Below are 18,932 nucleotides of genomic sequence, written 5' to 3'. Positions count from 1 at the left end.
CTGGATTGTACTAGGCTACTCTGTACCAGTACTCGCACTTGTAGTGTCTGCGGGCATGGCAGCGGCTAATGTGCGCCAGCTTATGACTATCTCTGGGGAACTCAGAAGCGCTTGGGAAACTCACGAAAAGGTTGACCATGTCAACCTCAACCTTCAGATTATGGCCCGTGCCACCCGTGGCTATTTACTTCAGAGACACCCAACCTCTCTATTAGACTTCAATGAAGCTAAATCAGACTACATGACTGTGGTCAGTGAGCTAGATGCTCAAATCACCAATGAAGAACAGCGGCAAAACCTAGCTCAGCTTACAACTCTAATCAATCAGTTTATTACTCTCCATCAAGGCATGATCGATCTGGTCAACCAAAATCAGACCGCAGCAGGTGTGCAAATTTGGCGAGAAAGCAACGGGCGCGCTCTAACCGGCGAGATCGGCAGCTTGTTGACCGATATGGAAGACCTTGAAGGTGAGATTGTCGCTAGACAAGAAACGATCCAAGCGGCCGCCCTATGGCGGCTGCAACTTACGCTGCTGATAGCGGCCACTCTCTCATTACTGCTGTCGGCTCTGATTGGCACCTTGGTAATTATCAAAGCCTCACGCATTATGGACCAGGCGGCAGGCAACATTGTTAGCTCAGCCAGCGAAATTGCCACCAGCATTGAGCAGCAGGAGCGCAGCAGCAGCCAACAGGCCGCTTCGGTAAGCGAAACCAGCACCACTATGGATGAGCTAGGGGCTTCGTCACGGCAGTCGGCAGAGCAAGCTGAAGCCGCCGCCGCCGGTGCTCAACAGGTCCTAGCCTTAGCCGAAGGTGGTACCCGTGCCGTTGAACGTAGCCTTGACGGCATGGGCGACCTCAGAGAAAAAGTGGACGCGATCGCCGATCAAATTCTCCGTCTGAGCGAGCAAACCAACCAAATTGGCGGCATTTCTAGCCTAGTCAGCGATTTGGCTAACCAAACCAACATGCTGGCCCTTAACGCCGCCGTCGAAGCGGTGCGCGCCGGCGAGCACGGCAAGGGTTTTGCGGTCGTCTCTGGCGAAATTCGCAAGCTAGCCGATCAAAGTAAAAAATCGGCCGAAAAGATTAACGCCCTGGTGGCCGACATTCAGACCGCCATCAACTCAACGGTGATGGTCACCGACGAGGGCACCAAAACCGTCGAAGAGGGGGTCAGAATTGCTGAGGAAACCGCCGATGCTTTTGCCGGGGTAGCCGAGGCGGTTAACAACGTGGTGCTCAACAGCCAGCAGATTTCTCTCAACGTGAAGCAGCAGGCGGTTGCCATTCAGCAGGTGGTGAGCGCCATGAACAGCCTCAACACCGGAGCCCAAGAAACCGCCCACGGCATTACCCAAATTAAGGTTGGCACCCATCAGCTCAACGAGAGTGCCCTCCAGCTCAAGGTGGCTATTTAAGCTGCTTTCCCCTTCCTAACAGCTTAAACACCGAAGGCTGAGGAGAAGACATCTCTACGGGTTAGACCCACTCGCCTGCCCTTACAACCCATGCCCTATCGGAGGGAAGCGCCTGCCATGATGATTGACGACACCGAACTCCGCGACATTTTTAAGACCGCCAGTGAGGAACGCTTGCAGGCCCTCGACGACGGGCTGCTCCACCTCGAAAAGCACCCCGACGACTCGGCCATCCTCGAAGCACTCATGCGCGAGGCCCATTCCCTCAAGGGCGACGGCAACATGCTCGGGGCCACCGATTTGGGCAAGGTCGCCCACCAGATTGAGCATGTTTTGGGGTCCATCGGCCGCGGAGAGCAAGCCCTCTGCGCGGATCTGTTTGACTGCCTCGCCTACGGTGTAGCAGCTATGCGTCAGCTCGTTCACGCTGCGGTGACAGGCGAAACCGCTGAGGTAGAGGTGTTTTATGTGCTGGCTAGGCTGATGGGGGCAGAAGCCGCGCCGCCTGCTCCGGTCATGGCCCTAGAGGTAGACGATGCTATTTTCGATCGCGCGATCGCCCCAGTAGACACCAATGGTCTCGGCCCTAACCATGCTTCTCCGGTTCAATTGCTGGAGATGGGGGGAGCAACCAGTCAAAATGGTACGGCCCTGATTGATGCCCCTGCGATCGCGCCTCACCTCAGCGATCGCTACATTACCGACAGCGAACTGCGCGATATTTTCAAGACCGCCAGCCAAGAGCGCCTGCAGGCCCTTGACGACGGGTTGCTCTACCTCGAAAAGCACCCCGACGACTCAGCTACCCTCGAGGCGCTTATGCGCGAGGCCCACTCCCTCAAAGGCGATGGCAACATGCTTGGGGTTACCGATCTCGGCAAGGTCGCCCACCAGATCGAGCACATCCTCGGCGAACTCCTGCGCGGCGAAGCAGCCCTCTCAGCGGAGCTATGCGATCGCCTCTCCCATGGCCTAGCCGCCATGAAGCAGCTAGTGCACGAAGCCACCACTGGCGAATCCACTGATATCAACCTGTTCTACGTCCTGGCCGAACTCATGGGTGCTTCCCTTAGCCCCAAACCCGCGAGCCCCACCGCTGAAACCATCGGTGCCCCTCCGCCATCCCCCGATTTACTCAGTCACGCCGTAGAACTATTTCCAGAAATCCCTTCCCTCCCTACTCCTGCACCCCCTACTCCTACACCCCCTCACACTACCCCCTTACCCACCCACAATTCCTCAGACCCCGGCCTAACCAACACCACCGACTACCGCATCGAGACCATCCGCGTCCCCACCCAGAGCCTCGACGCTCTGATGACCCAGAGCGGTGAGCTGACGGTCACCAAAATTCGCGTCGCCCACCGGCTGGCTGAGATCGACGCCATCAACAACTTGTGGGAAGAGTGGAGTCGCGACTTTTTGATGAGTCGCTTTTTGCTTCACGATGCCCAGCAGGGCAAGCCCGTCTGGCAACAGCTAGACAGTTTTCAGAATCGTACTGAGCAGCACCTAGAGCAGTTTGGGACCATGGTGCGCCAGCTCGGCAGCGCCCTCCACGCCGACACCACCCGCCTAGAGACCATCACCGACGGCCTAGAAAAGGGCATTCGCACCCTGCGCCTGCTGCCGCTGTCTACGCTCTTTAACTTGTTTCCCCGACTGGTGCGCGATCTGGCCCGTCAGGAGGGCAAAGAGGTGCAGCTGTTGATTGAAGGGGGCGACACTCGCGCCGACAAGCGCATTCTCGAAGAGATGAAAGACCCGCTGCTACACATGATTCACAATGCCATCGACCATGGCATTGAGTCACCTGCCGAGCGCTTGCGGCAGGGCAAACCAGAAGTGGCAACCATCACCCTGCGCGGCTACCGCACATCGGCAGGCATCAGCATTGAAGTGAGTGACGATGGCCGGGGGCTCGATGTGGAGTCGATCAAACAAGCAGCTGTACGTCGGGGGCTATATCGTCCAGAAGAACTAGAGCTGCTGACTGCCACACAAATTCAGGGGCTGATTCTCAGTCCTGGGTTTTCGAGTCGCACCCTGGTAACCGAGATCTCCGGGCGCGGAGTCGGCCTAGATGTACTACGCACTAACGTCGATCGCCTCAGGGGCAGTATTGAGGTTCAGTCAAAACCGGGCGAGGGCTGCACCCTCCGCGTTCAGCTGGGAACTACCCTGGCCACGGCCCACGTTCTGCTAGTGGCGGCGGGCGGTCAAACCTTTGCCCTGCCCGCCGAGTTTGTAGAGACGGCCTGCCTAGTGCAGACCAGCGAGATCTTTACTCTAGAGGGCTACAACGCGATCAAGCACGACGATCGCCCACTTTCGGTGGTGTGGCTAGCCGATCTGCTGGGGCTGCCGAGGGTTGAGCCCAAGCAGCGCGGGCGATGGCAATCCGACCAGGGGGAACGGCCCCAGAAGCGGCATGCCTGCATTATTTTGCAGTCTGGCCCAGATCGCCTAGGTCTCTTTGTCGAAGCTTTGCTAGACGAGCAGGAGGTGGTGCTCAAACCCCAAAGCCAGTTGCTCAAGCGAGTGCGGTATATCTCTGGGGCCACTATTTTAGGCACTGGCGATGTCTGCATGGTGCTCAACCCTCAAGATTTGATCACGGCGGTACGTCAGCGAGGCAGCTCTCTAAAGCTGCCGGAGCTTAGCTCGACCGGCACTGCAGCCCCGACCGAAGCCCGTCCTCGGTGCATTCTGCTGGTGGAAGACTCGATCGCCACCCGCACCCAGGAAAAACGCATTTTAGAATCGGCAGGCTACGAAGTGGTGACTGCGGTAGATGGCCTAGACGGCTTTAACAAGTTACAGACCAGGCCTTTTGATGCCGTCGTATCCGATGTGCAAATGCCGAATTTGGATGGGCTGGGCCTCACCCAGCGCATTCGGCAGCAGCGGGAATACAGCGAACTACCCGTGGTGCTGGTGACCACCCTGGCCAGTGAGGACGATCGCCGCAGAGGGGCCGAGGCCGGAGCCAACGCTTATATTACCAAGGGCAGCTTCACCCAAGATGTGCTGTTTGAAACCCTCAACCGACTGATTTAGCAGCCTTCGAGTCACTAAAGAGCCGACCAGCCGTCTTAAGTACTAAAAGAACCTAAAAACAAAAGACCGGAAAAACTAGTTTTTCCGGTCTCTATTGGATTGCAAAGGTGCTCAAATTTGAGCTGGGGAAAGGTTCAAACGCGACTTCGCAGCAGGTCAGCGATTTGGGATGCTGAGGTTAGTTTGTGGCTAGGCCTTTGGGCAGCAGCCTACCCATGACGGCTTTGAGCCGCTCAGGTTCGCAGGGTTTGGTCAAATAGCCAGAAGCTCCCGCCATGCGGGCTTCTTGCCGGTCGGCCTCAGTATCGCGAGACGTGACCATCACAATTGGTAGGTTTTTGAACCGGGGCAGACTGCGCACCGTGCGACAGAGCTCAAACCCATCAATGCCGGGCATTGAGATATCGAGCAGCAGGGCTTCGATCATCTCTTGAGAAATTACAGTCAGCGCATCCACCGCATTGTCGGCCAGCAGCACCCGATAGCTGTTGTCCAAGGCGCGTTTAATCATCTGCTGGCTAATTAAGCTGTCATCCACCGATAGGACGGTTTGTTTGGTGACGGCGCAGGTGGACATATGCAAACAACCTCTTGAAATCATGTGGGTGCTTGTTATAGTTATGCCCAAAAATTAATCTTTTTCATAACGTACTTATACGCAACGGCCTGATAATTACCCAAACATCGCTGTGTTGATGCCAAAATACCGGCGAAATTTCTGTTGCCAAGGGTACTGAACTGTATCCAGTTCAGTTTGCTTGAAGCGATCGCGTTACCAGTTCCGCGGTCAGCTCCCCTTAGCCAGCTGTGGCAGGCGACATCGGTGATGGGGCCAATGGTGTTAGAGTAGTGAGTCAAAATTATCCGTAAGGGCTGGCTTAGAGAATGGAGTTTGAGGCGATCGCGCAGTCGTTAGTAGAGGCAGGCGGTTTCTTGGCCAGCAAAGGCTGGGCACCGGCCACCAGCGGCAACTACTCGGCTCGGCTGGCCGAGGGGCAGTTAGCCATTACTGTGTCGGGACGCGACAAGGGACAGCTCACCCCCGCCGACATTATGGTGGTCGATAGCCAGGGGCAACCCCTCAGCCCGGAGAAGCGGGCATCGGCCGAAACGCTGCTGCACACCAGTCTCTACCTGGCCTACCCAGAGGTAGGCGCGGTGCTGCACACCCATTCTATAGACTGCGTTAGTCTCTCTCGCTGGCTGCTGAGCCGGGGGCAAGACAACCTGGTGTTAACAGACTATGAATTGCTTAAAGCATTGCCGGGTATTACCACCCATGATGGAGAGGTTGCCATCCCAATCGTGGCCAACAGTCAAGATATGGTATCTCTGAGCGAGACCGTGCTGACTCAGCTACAGGCGGCACCAGCGTCGGTGGGCTATATGATTGCGGGCCACGGATTGTATAGCTGGGGAGCCACCGTGCCCCAGGCGCGCATGGCCACTGAGGCATTGGAGGTGCTGGTGAGCTGTGCGCTGCAGGCCCTACTGCTCGATCAAAAATTTGTTTAGCCCCCACTCGCTTATCCCTTCAGGACACCCTCAATTCAAGGACTGACTCCAATGACCCTACTTCGTGTTTTTAGCGATCAAGACGGCGCGACCCTGCTGAATGAATACCGGGATGCAGACGCGATCGCCGCTGCCCTGGCCAGCGCTGGCGTCCGCTTTGAGCAGTGGCAGACTCAGGCACCACTGCCCCCAGCGGCCGACCCCGAAGCCATTCTGACCGCCTATGCCAAAGATATCGATCGCCTCAAAGCCGAGAGCGGCTACATCACCGCCGACGTGATTCGCATGCACCCAGAGCATCCGCAAAAGACCGAGCTACGGCAGAAGTTTTTGGATGAGCACATTCACAAAGAAGACGAGGTGCGCTTCTTCGTGGAGGGACAGGCCGTGTTTTACCTACACTTGGGCGACAAAATCTACGCCACCCTCTGCACCGCCGGCGATCTAATTGGCGTACCCGCCAACACCCCCCACTGGTTCGACATGGGTGAGGAACCTCAGTTCGCCGCCATTCGCCTGTTCAATAACCCCGAGGGTTGGGTGGCCCACTTTACCGACAGCCCCATCGCTAAGGGATATCCCCAGTACCATGCTTTTGCTTGAAGAGCGACCCCTAGGGGCGATCGTGCTCGATATTGAAGGCACCACCACCGACATTGCCTTCGTCAAAAATACCCTGTTCCCCTACGCAACGGAGCGGCTAGAGGCCTTTGTGGCTGAGATCGCTCCCACGGCTGAGGGGCAAGCCATTTTGGCCCAAGTGCGGGCTGAGGTGGGCGATGCCAACCTATCTGTAGAAGGCTGCATCGCCCAACTTTTGGCCTGGGCCAAAGCTGACCAAAAGGTCACCCCCCTCAAAGCCGTGCAGGGCATGATTTGGGACGAGGGCTACCGCACCAAGGCCTACTACAGCCACGTCTATGACGATGCTGCCGCCCACATTCAGGAGTGGCACCGGCGAGGAGTGCCGCTATATATCTATTCCTCTGGCTCGATCGCAGCGCAGAAACTACTGTTTGCCCATACCATTGTGGGCGATCTGACCCCTTGTTTTCAGGGGTATTTCGACACCACCACCGGAGCCAAAGTCGATGCAACTTCCTACGAAAAAATTGCTAATACGCTAGGAATTGCTGCCGGGGAGTTGCTGTTTTTGTCCGATCACCCAGGAGAATTGGCTGCCGCCCAGCATGCAGGTTGGCAAGTATATGCAGTCCAGCGTCCTGGCACCCCAGACTTTGACTCAGACTTGCCGACAGTTCGTCACTTTGGGGAATTGCAAATTCATTTCGACAACGCTTAATTCACTCACTATTTAGCGACAAACAGCGCAGCCTCCGTGAAACGAACGCTGCGCTGTTTGTCGCTATTGGCTCAAGAAACCTGTCTAGGTCTCTTACTCATAGAGCCAGCCCTTGGCGGCGGGTTCCCAGCTGACGAGTTCGCTGTCGGTGAACCACAGGGCGATTTCGGCCTGGGCGGTTTCGGGAGCGTCGGAGCCGTGGATGATGTTGCGGCCTACGGTCACACCCAGGTCGCCACGAATGGTGCCGGGTTCAGCTTCTAGGGGCTTGGTCGCGCCGATGATTTTGCGGGCAGAGGCGATCACACCTTCGCCTTCCCACACCATAGCCACCACGGGGCCAGAGGTGATGAAGTCAACCAAGCCGGCGAAGAAGGGGCGCTCGCGGTGCACATCGTAGTGCTTTTCGGCCAATTCTCGGGAGACGGCCATAAACTTGAGGCCCACCAGGGTGAAGCCCTTGGTTTCAAACCGGCCAATGATATTGCTGATCAAACCGCGCTGGACACCGTCGGGCTTGATCATTAAAAAAGTGCGTTCCATAGATACCTGTTCCTAGTGCGTGGTGAAAGACCTTTACCATGCTCAGAAACGGTGGCCATTTTGTAAAGGATTTGGTCAAAGATTCATGGTTGAGGGGGAGTTTGAGCTTCGGGTTTCGGATCGCAGCTCAGAGGCGAAAGCTGTGCCTGAAACCTGACTTGTACCCCTAACCCTTTGGTACCGGCCAGTAGCGATCGCGCCCAGCATCGTACCGCCAGCCACAGCCGTCGGGATCGCGATCGCGGCTCCATATCAGCAGATTCACCGCCACCGACGGCTGAGTCAACTCAGCTTCGGTGCAGCCCAAGCGCTGGGCTAGATCGGCAGCGGTGAGCGAGAGCACCTGGAGCGTTGCAACCTCGGCGTCTAGGGTAGTGGGACGAAAGGTGTAGAGCACATCCCCGTTTGAGGTAGGTTCAAAGTCGCCCCAAAAATCTTGGGCGCGCTGGTCGAGAAAGCGGCGGGCCTCACTGCCGGTAAGCTGGGCGGCGATCGCAAAGTCGAGCACGCTAAGCCGCCCCTGATGGGCCGCAACCTGGGCATAGAAAATTTGGTGCAGCGCTCGATCTCGGGCTCTTTGCCGCCGCCAAAACCACAGGGCACCCGCAATTAGCCCTCCAACCACTAGCCAGGGCAGCAATAGCTGAATCAACAGCACCGTGACCAGGGCAGCACTGGCCATGATCAGGGCCATCAGCAAGCGATATTCAAGCCCGGCACCGGGGCTATGGAAAGGCCGCTGGGGCATAGGTCCTCGGGGGTGACGGCAGTGCAAGGCTGCCCTCTCGCCTTCTATTGAAGCAGGGGCAGACGAATTTCGCAGGTGCAGGGGTCAGCTAAAATGCTGTCACGCGGTTGCACTGGCGAGATTGATCTCAGCTGGGCCAACCCAGATCGACGCACCGACGCTGTCCTAGGTTTCGCTATGCTAACCTTTGCCTCTCCCACCGATGAAGCCCAAGCGGCTGAGCTCATGCAGCCTTGCCTAATTCGCGTAGTCGACAATATTCGCAAACACACTGAAACCCTCGACTGGCGTACCGATTATCTAGAGCAGCTGCGCTGGCCCGGCGATGCCACCCCTGAGCAGCGCCAGCAAGTTCGTGATTTAGCCGCCCAGCTCTCTGAGGCTTCCCCAGATGACGAAAAAGCTATTCGCCAGCAGCTCAGTCAGCTGCCTACTCCAGCCCCTGGCTATGAGCTGCGGCTGACCCAGAGCGCCGGCGAAGCCGCAGCTGAGGAGTCTCGCACGGCAACCCTAGACGTTTGGGAACTGTGCTTTGAGGTGTGCTTCGACAACTACCAGCCTCAGCAGCCCGTTTCAGTGGATCCAGCTTTGCTCGACGAGGATGGTGAAATCGACTGGTTAGCCCTCGACGAAAAGGCAAAAGCTCTGGTAGAAAAGGCCATTGACCAGGCCACGGCAGCGGCGTAGCGGGCATATACGGCACAATGGAAAGAAAGTAGCTACTCTGCAATGCTCGATCTGCACAGCCACACCACCTTTTCTGACGGCACTCTCTCCCCCGCTGAACTCGTAGCAGCAGCGATCGCAGCGGGGGTGAAGGCATTGGCGATTACTGACCACGACACCGTGGCCGGGTGGGATGACGCGATCGCCGCCGCCGGAGATGCCCTAGAGGTGGTGCCAGGGGTCGAGCTGAGCACCGTGGAGAACGGGCGATCGCTGCACATCCTGGGCTTTTACCCCAATCGAGAATCCCTGGAACCACCACTCGTAGAGCGCATTGAAGGTCGCCGCCGCCGCGCCCAGCAGATGGTCGAAAAGCTGGCCGAACTGGGCTACCCCATTGAGCTACCTGCCATGGCGGGCAATATGGCTCCCGGTCGTCCTCACTTGGCGGCGGCCCTGGTTAAAGCAGGCTATGTCGACTCGAAGCGGGAGGCCTTTGATCGCTGGCTGGGAGACAATGGCCCCGTCTTTGTGCAGTACGACAAATTTTCTGCCGCTGAAGGCATTCAGCTGCTGCGGGACTGCGGGGCCGTACCGGTATGGGCCCATCCCTATTTATTTAAAGGCTCAACCGTCGATGCGCTCCTGCCTCAGCTAGTGGAGGCCGGTCTGATGGGGGTCGAGGTCTACCACCCCCACCACAGCCCCAGCGATATTCGGCGTTTAGAAACCTACTGCCGTGACCACAACCTCGTGATGACCGGCGGCAGTGACTTCCACGGCCCTTCAGAAGCGAAAGCTAGTACTCCTAACCCCAGGGCCAAGCATCAGCCCAAGGAGGCGGCCGGGCTGAATCAGCTCAACTTGCCGTTGGAGTTGCTGAGCCCGCTCAAGCGAGCGGCAGCGACTCTGGCAGCAACTTTGGGCGATGGCGCAGCCTCTCCAGGGGAGAATCGCCTGCCGAGCCCCAACCATGGCTGACCCTGCCTTCAACACCCTTTGGCAGCTAGTGGGAGGGGTGCTGAGATTAGACCCAGAAGCCTTTCAAGTCTTTCACCAGATGCCCGACAGCATCGTCCTGGGGCTGGTGTTTGTCGCGGGCTTTTCCCAGGCGGTGGGTCAGGGCATTGTGCTCTTTGTCAACCGAGTCAAGCCGCTGCGGTTTGTGCTCAGCCTGGTGCTGTCGGCCCTGCTGTTTGTAGCAGGCTATCTGTTTTGGGTGCTCAGCATTTGGATGGTGAGTCGCTGGCTGCTCGATCAACCGATTCCCTGGCGGGTAGTGCAGGGTAGTTTAGCCTTGAGCTATCTGCCTTTGATGTTTAGCTTTTTGGGGGCCATGCCCTATCTGGGCGTGCCGCTGCTGCGGCTACTGGCGCTGCTCAGCCTGCTGGCCGTGGTGTTTGCTCTGGCGGTGTTGGGCCAGATTCCAGTGGGGCAGGCGGCGGGGCATGTGGCCCTCGGCTGGTTGGGGCTGGTGGTGGTGCAGCAAACCACCGTGGGGCAGCCCATTGTCAACCTGGGGCGCTGGCTGGCCAACTGGGCGGCGGGGGTACAGCTGGTGGTCGATCGCGGTCAGCTCAAACTGCTAATTGCGGCCAATCCTTTGGGGCCAGAACTACCGGGGGCGATACCCACCCATATTAGTGCTACACCTTTGCCGGGAGCCCTGCTCAAGCCGCGATCGCGGCGATTGACCCTGCTGTGGATCTACGGCGGTTTGGGTCTGCTAGCCCTGGTGGTTGCCCTTAGCCTAGAACCTCTAAGGGGGTTGATGACCCAGTGGTATGGCCAGAGCCGTCCGGCTCGCTGGTTTGCCGATTTGATCTGGATTGGCGCGATCGCCCTGGTGGTGGGGGCCATGCTGGCTCCCTTGGAGGCTCTAGGCTGGTGGGCCGGTTGGTACGGTGACGGTTCCCCTCCGCCTGAGACGCCCAAGACCGACGGAGCCACCACTAAGCTGCCCCGCCGGTACATTGTCTACCTCGACGGCATCAGCCAGGCCACCGCCGACTACCAGCCCAGCGTGGCTCGCTACCTCGACGAGTTGGATCACAAGCTCCCCGACGACATCACCCTGGTCAAGGGATTGATTTCCTACTCGGTGCTCAACCGTTCGCTAACGGAAAACCGTCCCCTGGCATTCTTTTGGCGCGGGGTCGAAACCCTGACTCGGCGGCTCGGCCCCTGGGTGGGGATGATCATCAACATTCGCAACATTTTGATTGTGGCGGTGTCGGCCGACCAGCGCTTTGGCCCCATCTACAACCAGGGGGTGGCCCAGCAGGTCTACGAAAGCTTGTTAGAAAACGGCTACCCAGTCCAAGGGGGCATTCCCCTCACGCTGATTGGTTACAGCGGGGGTGGGCAAATTGCCGTGGGCATTGTGCCCTTTCTCAAGCGGGCTTTGGGCGCCCCAATTGAGGTGGTTTCTCTCGCTGGGGTGATTGGCGGCAACGGACGGGTGATGGAGGCGGAGCAGCTCTACCACCTGGTGGGCAGCCGCGACCCAGTCGAGCGTCTGGGGCCAATTATGTTTCCGCGGCGCTGGGCGATCGCCCCCTTAAGCTACTGGAATCGGGCCAAACGCAAAGGCAAAATCAGCTTCATCAGCTTAGGACCAGTGGGTCATCAGGTGCCCGGCGGTGTGCTCGACGACCAGGCCTTTTTGCCCGATGGCCGCAGCCACCTGCAGCAAACCCTCGACCTCACCCTCGATATTGTGGCGGGCGACCTGCGCCAGTACCTGGATATTCAAAAGATTCAGGTGGTCAATCCCGGCGACTATTACCGGTTTCAGAGCGCGCCGTTTAACCACCCCAGCTACTACCCGGTGCAGCAGACCTTGCCCGCCCCCCAGTACCGCCCGGTGGGCGACTGGCTAGGGCGGCTGATTTTGCCCAACGCCCACGAGCGCCTCCAGCTAGAGGGCGTCTGGTTCGAGCTATTGCACACGCCTCCGGCTTACCAGCACTACCTGGGGCAGCGAGTACACCTGCGCTGGCGATGCAATCCAGGGCTGAAAAAGCGATTCCAGGCCGTGACCCGCGACATCCACTTCAGCGCCGAGGCCGAGGCCTCGCACCGGGAGGGCATGATTGTGCCTACCCGCCTCAACCACTGGCGGTTGGTCACCCCATTAGAATCTTTGGCCGGGGCTCACCCCGTTGACGACATTATCGTCAAGCTGCCTGACCCCGTCATTGTGGAGGCGATCGCAAGCGACGAATGGAGCACCCTCCCCCTCACTCCCCACTCCCCTACCCCCTCTCTCACCCTCACCATTGGCAATGAGCCGATTCAAATTGCTGGTCTTTATTACGCCCTGGTGCAGTTTCTGAGCCCGGTGGCAGGAGCGAACGATCGCTACCATGTCGTTCACTACAACCCTGACACTCAAACCTTTGACGGACTTAAAGAAACCGTGCGACTGCCGCAGGTTGTGCCCGACGGGGATGGCATTGAGCCATCGACCAGTCGGGATTTGGAGCGATCGCCCCTCAACTCAACCGGCTGGTACATCCACGGTGCCCAGGCCCACGACGGCGAGTTTGTGGTGCAGGCGCTGCGGCCCCGCCGACTCTTTCAGCTGCGACCCGATCGCACCATCGCCAGCGCCCGCCAAGGGCGGCAGCACCTGCACCGAGAATCGTGGGAAAACCTGGAGCAGAAAAAAGGCACCACCGAGTCGGTGCTGATCGACCCTAAAACCCCCTCTGAGCAGGCCGCAATCGCCGAGTGGCAAGAGGGAGACCAGGCCTTGCTGGTGCATGTCTACGGCGGTATCGGCGGCCAAAAACGCGAGCCCGCCGCCCGAGGCCCGGTTTACTTTGGTCACTTTGCCTACGGCATCGCCACCGTGGCACGCGAGCCACTCACCCAGGAGCTACAGTTCGATATCCATTATCACCAGGTCTATACCCACAACCAGCGCGGGCTGGTGGCAGGTACCCTCGACTGGTCAAAGTACATGGGCGATCGCCAGTGGGGATTTTTGGGCACCCGTCCCGTCTCCGACATTTTGATCAAGCTGCCCGCCTACACCGAGCCCTTTGACTTTAACGGGGCCGCCTGGGCCGCCCTCGATGACCTGCGCATCGAGCTAGAGCTCATGACCGCCCGCTACCGCACCGGCGACGGCACCGGCGTTACCTACGTCGGCCCCGCCAACAACTGCGCCCAAGATTCTAACCAGGCCATGTACGCCAGCGCCGCCCACCTGGAGGCTGCGGTCATCGCCCACCGAACTACCCTCAAAGCTTGGGAGGCCAACAACCCTGACCAGGCCCAACAGTTTCAACAGTTGCTTGACCTACGCCGCCACCTTCAGCAAAAACTCCTGCCATTTGGCAGCGCCCGAGCCGACTGGGCCGACGAGCGAGAATCTTTGGGCAGCAACCTGTCAGATTTTCCGCTTCAGACCGTGGGCCGTGGACTGTTGAGCTGGCGCACCATGCTACCTCGCAAAGCCAGCGACACCATAACCCAGCTCTGCCTCCGCTACGGAGCCAGCCTGTGGGTATTGCGCACTAACCAGGTGGGAGGCCACGATCCGACAATAGAGCCCATAGCGCCTGTCACCCTGTAAAGAACCTTGTGCACTTATCAAGTAATGTGTATATGAAGATGAAGTAAAATGTCTGTCAGGCACTTTATAACTTTCTTACGGATCTGTTATCACAAGACTGTAGAAATACGTAGGGTCCCCTGATTGTCGTTAGCGGAACTGGTCGTGTTCCTAGTGTTGTCAATAACTGCTCCTTCCCAGCGCACTGCTGCCTGGCCCAGAGCATTCAAACCCTAAGAAGCTGTTACTGCGGTTGTGCCATGCTGAACGTCGGTAAATTTTATCGTCGGAGCCACCGACGTCTAGCCACTCAAATTACCGGGCTAGCCTCTCTGGTGGCGATCGTGCTGGCGGGTTTGCCAGCCCAAGCCAGTGTGACCCTCACCCGAGCCGAAGTCGAAGCCCTACGCAATCGAGTTGAATTCATTCCTCGAGGACGGCAGGCTCGGGCGGCGAGAATGTCAGACTTTTTAGCCCTCGGGGATGCCCTGCGCACCGCCGCATCGTCCCAGGCTGACCTGCGCTTCAACGATGGATCGCTGGCACGGGTTGGTGAGCGAGCTACCTTTCGGTTTGTGCCCAACACGCGCAATTTTCGACTCACTAACGGCACCGTGCTGCTGCTAATCCCACCGGGGCAGGGCCGCACCAATATTCAAACTCCCAGTGCCGTTACGGGCATTCAGGGCTCAGCGGTGGTTGTACGCTACGTGCCAGAAAGCGACCTGACCCTGGTTATGGCCCTTACCAATAACCCCGCCGGGCCCATGACCATCACCACCAGCAGCTGCGGCGAAGGCGTTGCCGACTGTAGCGCCACCGAATACGCCCTCTACGGCGGCCAAATGGCCCTAATCCAAAATAATCAGGTGCAGGTGGTTGAGTTTGACCTGCCCACGTTCTACCAAACCAGCCCGCTGGTTGAGGGGTTAGAACTCGACAATCCAAATGCTGAGTCTCCCCTAGGGCCTGCCCTAGAGGCTGTGCGCGAAGAGACTCTAGAAGCTCTGTCAGAGCAGGTGCCTTTTGCTGAAAGCATCACTCTGAACCCAGCTTTGATTGGCATAGATAGCAATGGTCAGATTATCACTGACCAAAACCTGCCGCTATCTCCAGCTACGGCTGGGGTTTCTCCTAGCCCTTCTCAGTTTCCGACTGATGTGGTTAATACCCCTGCACCTGACCCGAGTCTTAATCAACCTCCGATCGCTGGGGGGGGAGATTTCGGTAATAACGGCGGCAGCATAGGCATTGGGGTTGGCGGCGGCGGCATCGGTGTGGGTGTAGGTGTCGATCCAAGAGGCAACAACGGCAATAACGGTGTCGGTGTCGGTGTAGGCGGTGACCCCGGCAACAACAACGCTGGTGGAAATGGCAATGGCAACGGCGTTGGCAACGGCAATAACGGTGTCGGTGTAGGTGTGGGCGGTGATCCCGGCAACAACAACGCTGGTGGCAACGGCAACGGTAACGGCGGCAACGGCAACAACGGCGTCGGTGTCGGTGTAGGCGGTGACCCTGGCAACAACAACGCCGGTGGAAACGGTAATGGCAATGGCGTTGGCAACGGTTCCGAGAACGGCGGGGGCAATGGCGTTGGTAACGGCGGCGGGGTCGGCGGGGGTGGTTCCCAACCTGACGACCCGTTTATTCCTCCTGTCAAATAGAATTTGGCTCGCCTAGGGATACATTGGCTGTCAATGGGCAACCAGTCTAACGGGTTGGTGCGGTGTGTTACATCAGAGCCGGCCTGTTTTAGGCTAAACGTGGCCATTACCGACAGTGTTAACCCATGCTGAGCCAGATTAAATCGATTGTTGAGGCGATTTCACCTCGCCTGATTGAGATTCGCCGCCACCTGCACAGCCACCCTGAGCTCAGCGGACAAGAGTATAAAACCGCAGCCTATGTAGCGGGGGTGCTTTCCTCCTGCGGGCTGCGGGTGCAGGAGCTGGTGGGCAAAACTGGGGTAGTGGCTGAGCTACCGGGCAACGGTGACCCTAGAATTTTGGCGATCCGGGCTGATATGGATGCATTGCCCATTGCCGAACGGGTTAACCTGCCCTTTGCTTCAAACCAGTCGGGCATGATGCATGCCTGCGGCCACGATGTACATACAACAGTGGGCCTGGGCACAGCTATGGTGCTGGCTCAGCTGGGCCTGCCGCTGCCGGGCACCACGCGGTTCTTGTTTCAGCCTGCTGAAGAAACTGCCCAGGGTGCCCGCTGGATGATTGAGGACGGAGTAATGGCCGGGGTCGCAGCTATTTTAGGGTTGCACGCCTACCCCACGGTGCCAGCGCGGACTATTGGCATTCGCTACGGGGCACTCACCGCCGCCGCCGATGATCTGGAAATTATTATTGTGGGGGAATCGGGCCACGGGGCACGGCCCCACGAGGCGATTGACGCTATCTGGATCGCGTCGCAGGTGATTACGACCCTACAGCAGGCCATTAGCCGCACCCAGAACCCACTGCACCCCATTGTGCTGACGATTGGCCAAATCCAGGGCGGGCGAGCCCCCAACGTAATTGCCGATACGGTGAAGCTGCTGGGCACGGTGCGATCGCTCCATCCCGACACCCGCAACCACCTGCCCCAGTGGATTGAGTCGATTATCGCGGGGGTGTGCCAGCCCTACGGAGCCAAGTACGAGATCAACTATCGCCGTGGAGTGCCCTCGGTGCTCAATGACCCCACCCTGACCGAGCTCACCGCCCGCTGTGTCAGTGAGGTCCTAGGCAACGAATATCTGCAAATTATCCACGAGCCATCCCTGGGTGCCGAAGACTTTTCGCTGTATTTAGAGCACGCCCCAGGCACAATGTTTCGCTTGGGGGTGGGCTTTACCGATCGCGCCATCAACTACCCACTACACCATCCCAAGTTTGAAGTGGATGAGTCGGCGATTGCCGCTGGAGTGCTCACCATGGCCTACGCCAGCTACCGCTATTGGCAGCTAGCGCCCCAGGCGCCGAGTAGCTAGAAACCCAGTTTAAACCCATCTAAATACTTGCCTTGGGCCAAGGCTAGGCCCGCGCGGGCTGAGCCTTACCCCCCAAGCCAAAACTTCGATAGACTAATTGGTTTGGGTGCCACCCCTGGAGGATGTAACGTTGTCAACGCCGATTCCCATCTACCTGGTAAATCAGACCGATCTCGCCAAAGACCACGCCGACGGCCAAGCCTGGGCCCAGGCCACGGGGTTCAAGGCTGACCCTAGTACTGTCTGCCTAGTGCCCGGTCCCGAGGGTAACCTGGCTAAAGTTCTGGTGGGCAAACCCGACCCGGTCGACACCTGGACTCTGGGAAACCTGGCTAAAACCCTGCCACCCCACACCTACACCCTCGCCGATGAGTGGCCTGCCGCCACGGCCACCAAGCTCTGGTTGGGCTGGTGCCTGGGTCGCTATAGCTTTACCCCCTACAAGCGCCAGTCTCCCCCACCGGCGGCAGAGCTTGTGCCCCCGGCTGGAGCCGACACTGCCTACGTCACCACCACCGTGGCGGCCACCACCCTAGTGCGCGATCTGATCACCACTCCCGCAGGCGACATGGGGCCAGAGCAGCTTCAGGCAGCGGCTCAAAAACTGTGCGATCGCCACCTTGCCAACCTCACTACCCTGGCCGGCGATGAGCTAATTGAGCAAAACTACCCCATGATTCACGCCGTGGGGCGCGCCTATACCCAAGCTCCCAGACTGCTCGACATTACCTGGGGCAACCCCGATGCCCCCAAAGTGACTCTGGTAGGCAAAGGCGTCTGCTTTGACACGGGTGGCCTCGATATCAAGCCCGCCGCCGGCATGAAGCTAATGAAAAAAGACATGGGCGGTGCCGCCAACGCCCTTGGCCTCGCCGAAATGATCATGGGTCTCCATCTGCCCGTGCGCCTGCGGGTGCTCATTCCGGCGGTTGAGAACAGCATCGCCGACAATGCCCTTCACCCGCTGGATGTAGTGCCCTCCCGTCGGGGGCTAACGGTAGAAGTTGGCAACACCGATGCCGAAGGTCGCCTGGTGCTGGCCGATGCCCTGTGGGAAGCCGTGTGCGAAGAACCCGGCCCCCAACTGGTAGTCGATTTTGCCACCCTCACCGGAGCAGCCCGCATTGCCCTGGGCACTGAGCTACCCGCCTGCTTTAGCAACAGACCCGAGCTAGCCAATACGCTGCTGACCTGTGGTTTAGCCGTCGATGACCCCCTCTGGCAGCTGCCCCTGCACCAGCCCTACCGCAGCATGATGGACAGCTCCGTGGCCGACCTCTCCAATATCTCAAACAGCTCCTTTGGCGGATCAATTACCGCTGCTTTATTTTTGCAGGAGTTCATCCGGCCTGAAATTCCTTGGGTACACCTTGATCTGATGGCCTGGAACGTGCGCAGTCTGCCCGGTCGGCCCGAAGGCGGCGAGGCGATGGGCATACGGGCGATGTTTGAATTAATTCGACAGACAGTGGCAAATGGCTAGCCTGAAACTTTGGCATTGTAATAAGCGTAATGGAGTGTAGAGGGCCAGGCAGCTCGTCTAACCACCTCTTAGCGGCTCTGTAGCTTAGCTTTTAACCCCTCAATAGACCAGGGCGAATAGCATTCACTCTGGTCTATTGGGTATATTCGTAAATACCAATAGGCTGACCTTTTCTGAGCAAATGCTGTAACCGTTAATCTTTTCTTAACCAATCCAGGGCAGCAGAGGTTAAAGTTTGCATCCTATCGTTAGCTATTAAGAACCGTCCGAAGTGTTGAAATACAGGACGTTGGCAAAACCAAAAACTGAAAATTTCTGGAGTGCTCTAGTTCGCGATCGCCAAGCTAGACTCACTATCTTTAACTTGGCTTAACAAAGCTAGGAATAGCTCTGTCAAAACTAGGCCTAAAGCCTATCTAAAGGCGTATGGTTCGCTCGGCAGCTTTATATATCATGGGCTTGGCTGTCAATAGTTTCAAGCTCGATATAATTCAGCGCTCATCCTATTTGATAAGAACTCAAATATATAGATAGAACACTCAAAAAAGTCGGCATGCTAATTTCGCCCGTTTGCAAGCCGCCATAGTGGTTTTAGATGTCATTTAGATAACACACAGGAAACTGTGTGACGATTG

General features: G+C 58.1%; 14 protein-coding genes and 1 pseudogene. 12 read left to right on the top strand and 3 right to left on the bottom strand.

What is annotated here, in order from left to right; genetic code table 11:
* Window positions 1-55 precede the first annotated feature (55 nt).
* From H6F59_RS09405 to H6F59_RS09400, 3 genes and pseudogenes are all read left to right on the top strand, one after another.
* Entirely contained in the window at window positions 56-1,426 is a 1,371-nt protein-coding gene (locus H6F59_RS09405) for a methyl-accepting chemotaxis protein (protein ID WP_242021364.1), read from the top strand.
* Between the two features lie 90 nt (window positions 1,427-1,516).
* A pseudogene (locus H6F59_RS27570) lies at window positions 1,517-1,783 on the top strand (Hpt domain-containing protein); the annotation flags it as partial.
* Window positions 1,784-2,095: 312 nt separating this feature from the next.
* Window positions 2,096-4,486, top strand: coding sequence for a response regulator (locus H6F59_RS09400; protein WP_397193536.1), 2,391 nt, complete (start codon window positions 2,096-2,098; stop codon window positions 4,484-4,486).
* 178 nt (window positions 4,487-4,664) lie between these two features.
* On the opposite strand, the gene H6F59_RS09395 is transcribed toward H6F59_RS09400, so the two are convergent.
* Window positions 4,665-5,063 (bottom strand): response regulator, encoded by a 399-nt coding sequence (locus tag H6F59_RS09395; protein WP_190522857.1) that lies wholly within the window; start codon window positions 5,061-5,063, stop codon window positions 4,665-4,667.
* Between the two features lie 308 nt (window positions 5,064-5,371).
* On the opposite strand from H6F59_RS09395, the gene H6F59_RS09390 reads away from it, so the two are divergent.
* Genes H6F59_RS09390 through mtnC form a run of 3 tightly spaced genes read left to right on the top strand, consistent with a single transcriptional unit; the run spans window position 5,372 to window position 7,304 of the window.
* Window positions 5,372-6,001 carry a methylthioribulose 1-phosphate dehydratase gene (locus H6F59_RS09390; protein ID WP_190698120.1) on the top strand — a complete coding sequence of 210 codons (630 nt, stop codon included), beginning with the start codon at window positions 5,372-5,374 and terminating at the stop codon, window positions 5,999-6,001.
* Between the two features lie 51 nt (window positions 6,002-6,052).
* A complete protein-coding gene (locus H6F59_RS09385; RefSeq protein WP_190698117.1) occupies window positions 6,053-6,604 on the top strand; it encodes an acireductone dioxygenase in 552 nt (183 codons plus the stop codon).
* Window positions 6,591-7,304 carry an acireductone synthase gene (gene mtnC, locus H6F59_RS09380; RefSeq protein ID WP_190698114.1) on the top strand — a complete coding sequence of 238 codons (714 nt, stop codon included), beginning with the start codon at window positions 6,591-6,593 and terminating at the stop codon, window positions 7,302-7,304. Before H6F59_RS09385 ends, mtnC begins: the two co-directional genes overlap by 14 nt.
* 93 nt (window positions 7,305-7,397) lie before the next feature.
* Here mtnC and ndk read toward each other — a convergent pair whose 3' ends face one another.
* Window positions 7,398-7,847, bottom strand: a complete 450-nt coding sequence (ndk, locus tag H6F59_RS09375) for a nucleoside-diphosphate kinase (RefSeq protein WP_190698111.1) — start codon at window positions 7,845-7,847, stop codon at window positions 7,398-7,400.
* Window positions 7,848-8,013: 166 nt separating this feature from the next.
* Window positions 8,014-8,595 (bottom strand): hypothetical protein, encoded by a 582-nt coding sequence (locus tag H6F59_RS09370; RefSeq protein WP_190698107.1) that lies wholly within the window; start codon window positions 8,593-8,595, stop codon window positions 8,014-8,016.
* Window positions 8,596-8,688: 93 nt separating this feature from the next.
* Between H6F59_RS09370 and H6F59_RS09365 the strand changes: the two genes are divergently transcribed.
* The 6 genes from H6F59_RS09365 (at window position 8,689) to H6F59_RS09340 (ending at window position 18,297) form a co-directional block, all read left to right on the top strand.
* Window positions 8,689-9,282, top strand: a complete 594-nt coding sequence (locus tag H6F59_RS09365; RefSeq protein ID WP_190698103.1) for a hypothetical protein — start codon at window positions 8,689-8,691, stop codon at window positions 9,280-9,282.
* A gap of 42 nt (window positions 9,283-9,324) precedes the next feature.
* On the top strand, window positions 9,325-10,242 hold the full coding sequence (locus H6F59_RS09360) for a PHP domain-containing protein (RefSeq protein WP_190698099.1): 918 nt from the start codon (window positions 9,325-9,327) through the stop codon (window positions 10,240-10,242).
* On the top strand, window positions 10,235-13,846 hold the full coding sequence (locus tag H6F59_RS09355) for a CAAX protease (RefSeq protein WP_190698096.1): 3,612 nt from the start codon (window positions 10,235-10,237) through the stop codon (window positions 13,844-13,846). Before H6F59_RS09360 ends, H6F59_RS09355 begins: the two co-directional genes overlap by 8 nt.
* 239 nt (window positions 13,847-14,085) lie before the next feature.
* Window positions 14,086-15,492, top strand: a complete 1,407-nt coding sequence (locus tag H6F59_RS09350; protein WP_190698094.1) for a FecR family protein — start codon at window positions 14,086-14,088, stop codon at window positions 15,490-15,492.
* Window positions 15,493-15,617: 125 nt separating this feature from the next.
* Window positions 15,618-16,814 carry a M20 family metallopeptidase gene (locus H6F59_RS09345; protein ID WP_190698091.1) on the top strand — a complete coding sequence of 399 codons (1,197 nt, stop codon included), beginning with the start codon at window positions 15,618-15,620 and terminating at the stop codon, window positions 16,812-16,814.
* Between the two features lie 130 nt (window positions 16,815-16,944).
* On the top strand, window positions 16,945-18,297 hold the full coding sequence (locus tag H6F59_RS09340) for a M17 family metallopeptidase (RefSeq protein ID WP_190698088.1): 1,353 nt from the start codon (window positions 16,945-16,947) through the stop codon (window positions 18,295-18,297).
* Window positions 18,298-18,932 lie beyond the last annotated feature (635 nt).

This window comes from Nodosilinea sp. FACHB-141 (genome assembly GCF_014696135.1).
Lineage (GTDB): Bacteria > Cyanobacteriota > Cyanobacteriia > Phormidesmidales > Phormidesmidaceae > Nodosilinea.
The sequence above is the reverse complement of the archived record's forward strand: the minus strand, read 5'-3'. Positions and strand labels throughout refer to the sequence as shown.

What these genes read in the sequence shown, in the direction of transcription:
- H6F59_RS09355 (WP_190698096.1), top strand. Translation starts at nt 10,235, where the DNA reads ATGGCTGACCCTGCCTTCAACACCCTTTGGCAGCTAGTGGGAGGGGTG.
- H6F59_RS09350 (WP_190698094.1), top strand. Translation starts at nt 14,086, where the DNA reads ATGCTGAACGTCGGTAAATTTTATCGTCGGAGCCACCGACGTCTAGCC.
- H6F59_RS09385 (WP_190698117.1), top strand. Translation starts at nt 6,053, where the DNA reads ATGACCCTACTTCGTGTTTTTAGCGATCAAGACGGCGCGACCCTGCTG.
- H6F59_RS09395 (WP_190522857.1), bottom strand. Translation starts at nt 5,063, where the DNA reads ATGTCCACCTGCGCCGTCACCAAACAAACCGTCCTATCGGTGGATGAC.
- H6F59_RS09405 (WP_242021364.1), top strand. Translation starts at nt 56, where the DNA reads ATGGCAGCGGCTAATGTGCGCCAGCTTATGACTATCTCTGGGGAACTC.
- H6F59_RS09370 (WP_190698107.1), bottom strand. Translation starts at nt 8,595, where the DNA reads ATGCCCCAGCGGCCTTTCCATAGCCCCGGTGCCGGGCTTGAATATCGC.
- H6F59_RS09365 (WP_190698103.1), top strand. Translation starts at nt 8,689, where the DNA reads ATGCTGTCACGCGGTTGCACTGGCGAGATTGATCTCAGCTGGGCCAAC.
- H6F59_RS09390 (WP_190698120.1), top strand. Translation starts at nt 5,372, where the DNA reads ATGGAGTTTGAGGCGATCGCGCAGTCGTTAGTAGAGGCAGGCGGTTTC.
- H6F59_RS09345 (WP_190698091.1), top strand. Translation starts at nt 15,618, where the DNA reads ATGCTGAGCCAGATTAAATCGATTGTTGAGGCGATTTCACCTCGCCTG.
- H6F59_RS09360 (WP_190698099.1), top strand. Translation starts at nt 9,325, where the DNA reads ATGCTCGATCTGCACAGCCACACCACCTTTTCTGACGGCACTCTCTCC.
- ndk (WP_190698111.1), bottom strand. Translation starts at nt 7,847, where the DNA reads ATGGAACGCACTTTTTTAATGATCAAGCCCGACGGTGTCCAGCGCGGT.
- mtnC (WP_190698114.1), top strand. Translation starts at nt 6,591, where the DNA reads ATGCTTTTGCTTGAAGAGCGACCCCTAGGGGCGATCGTGCTCGATATT.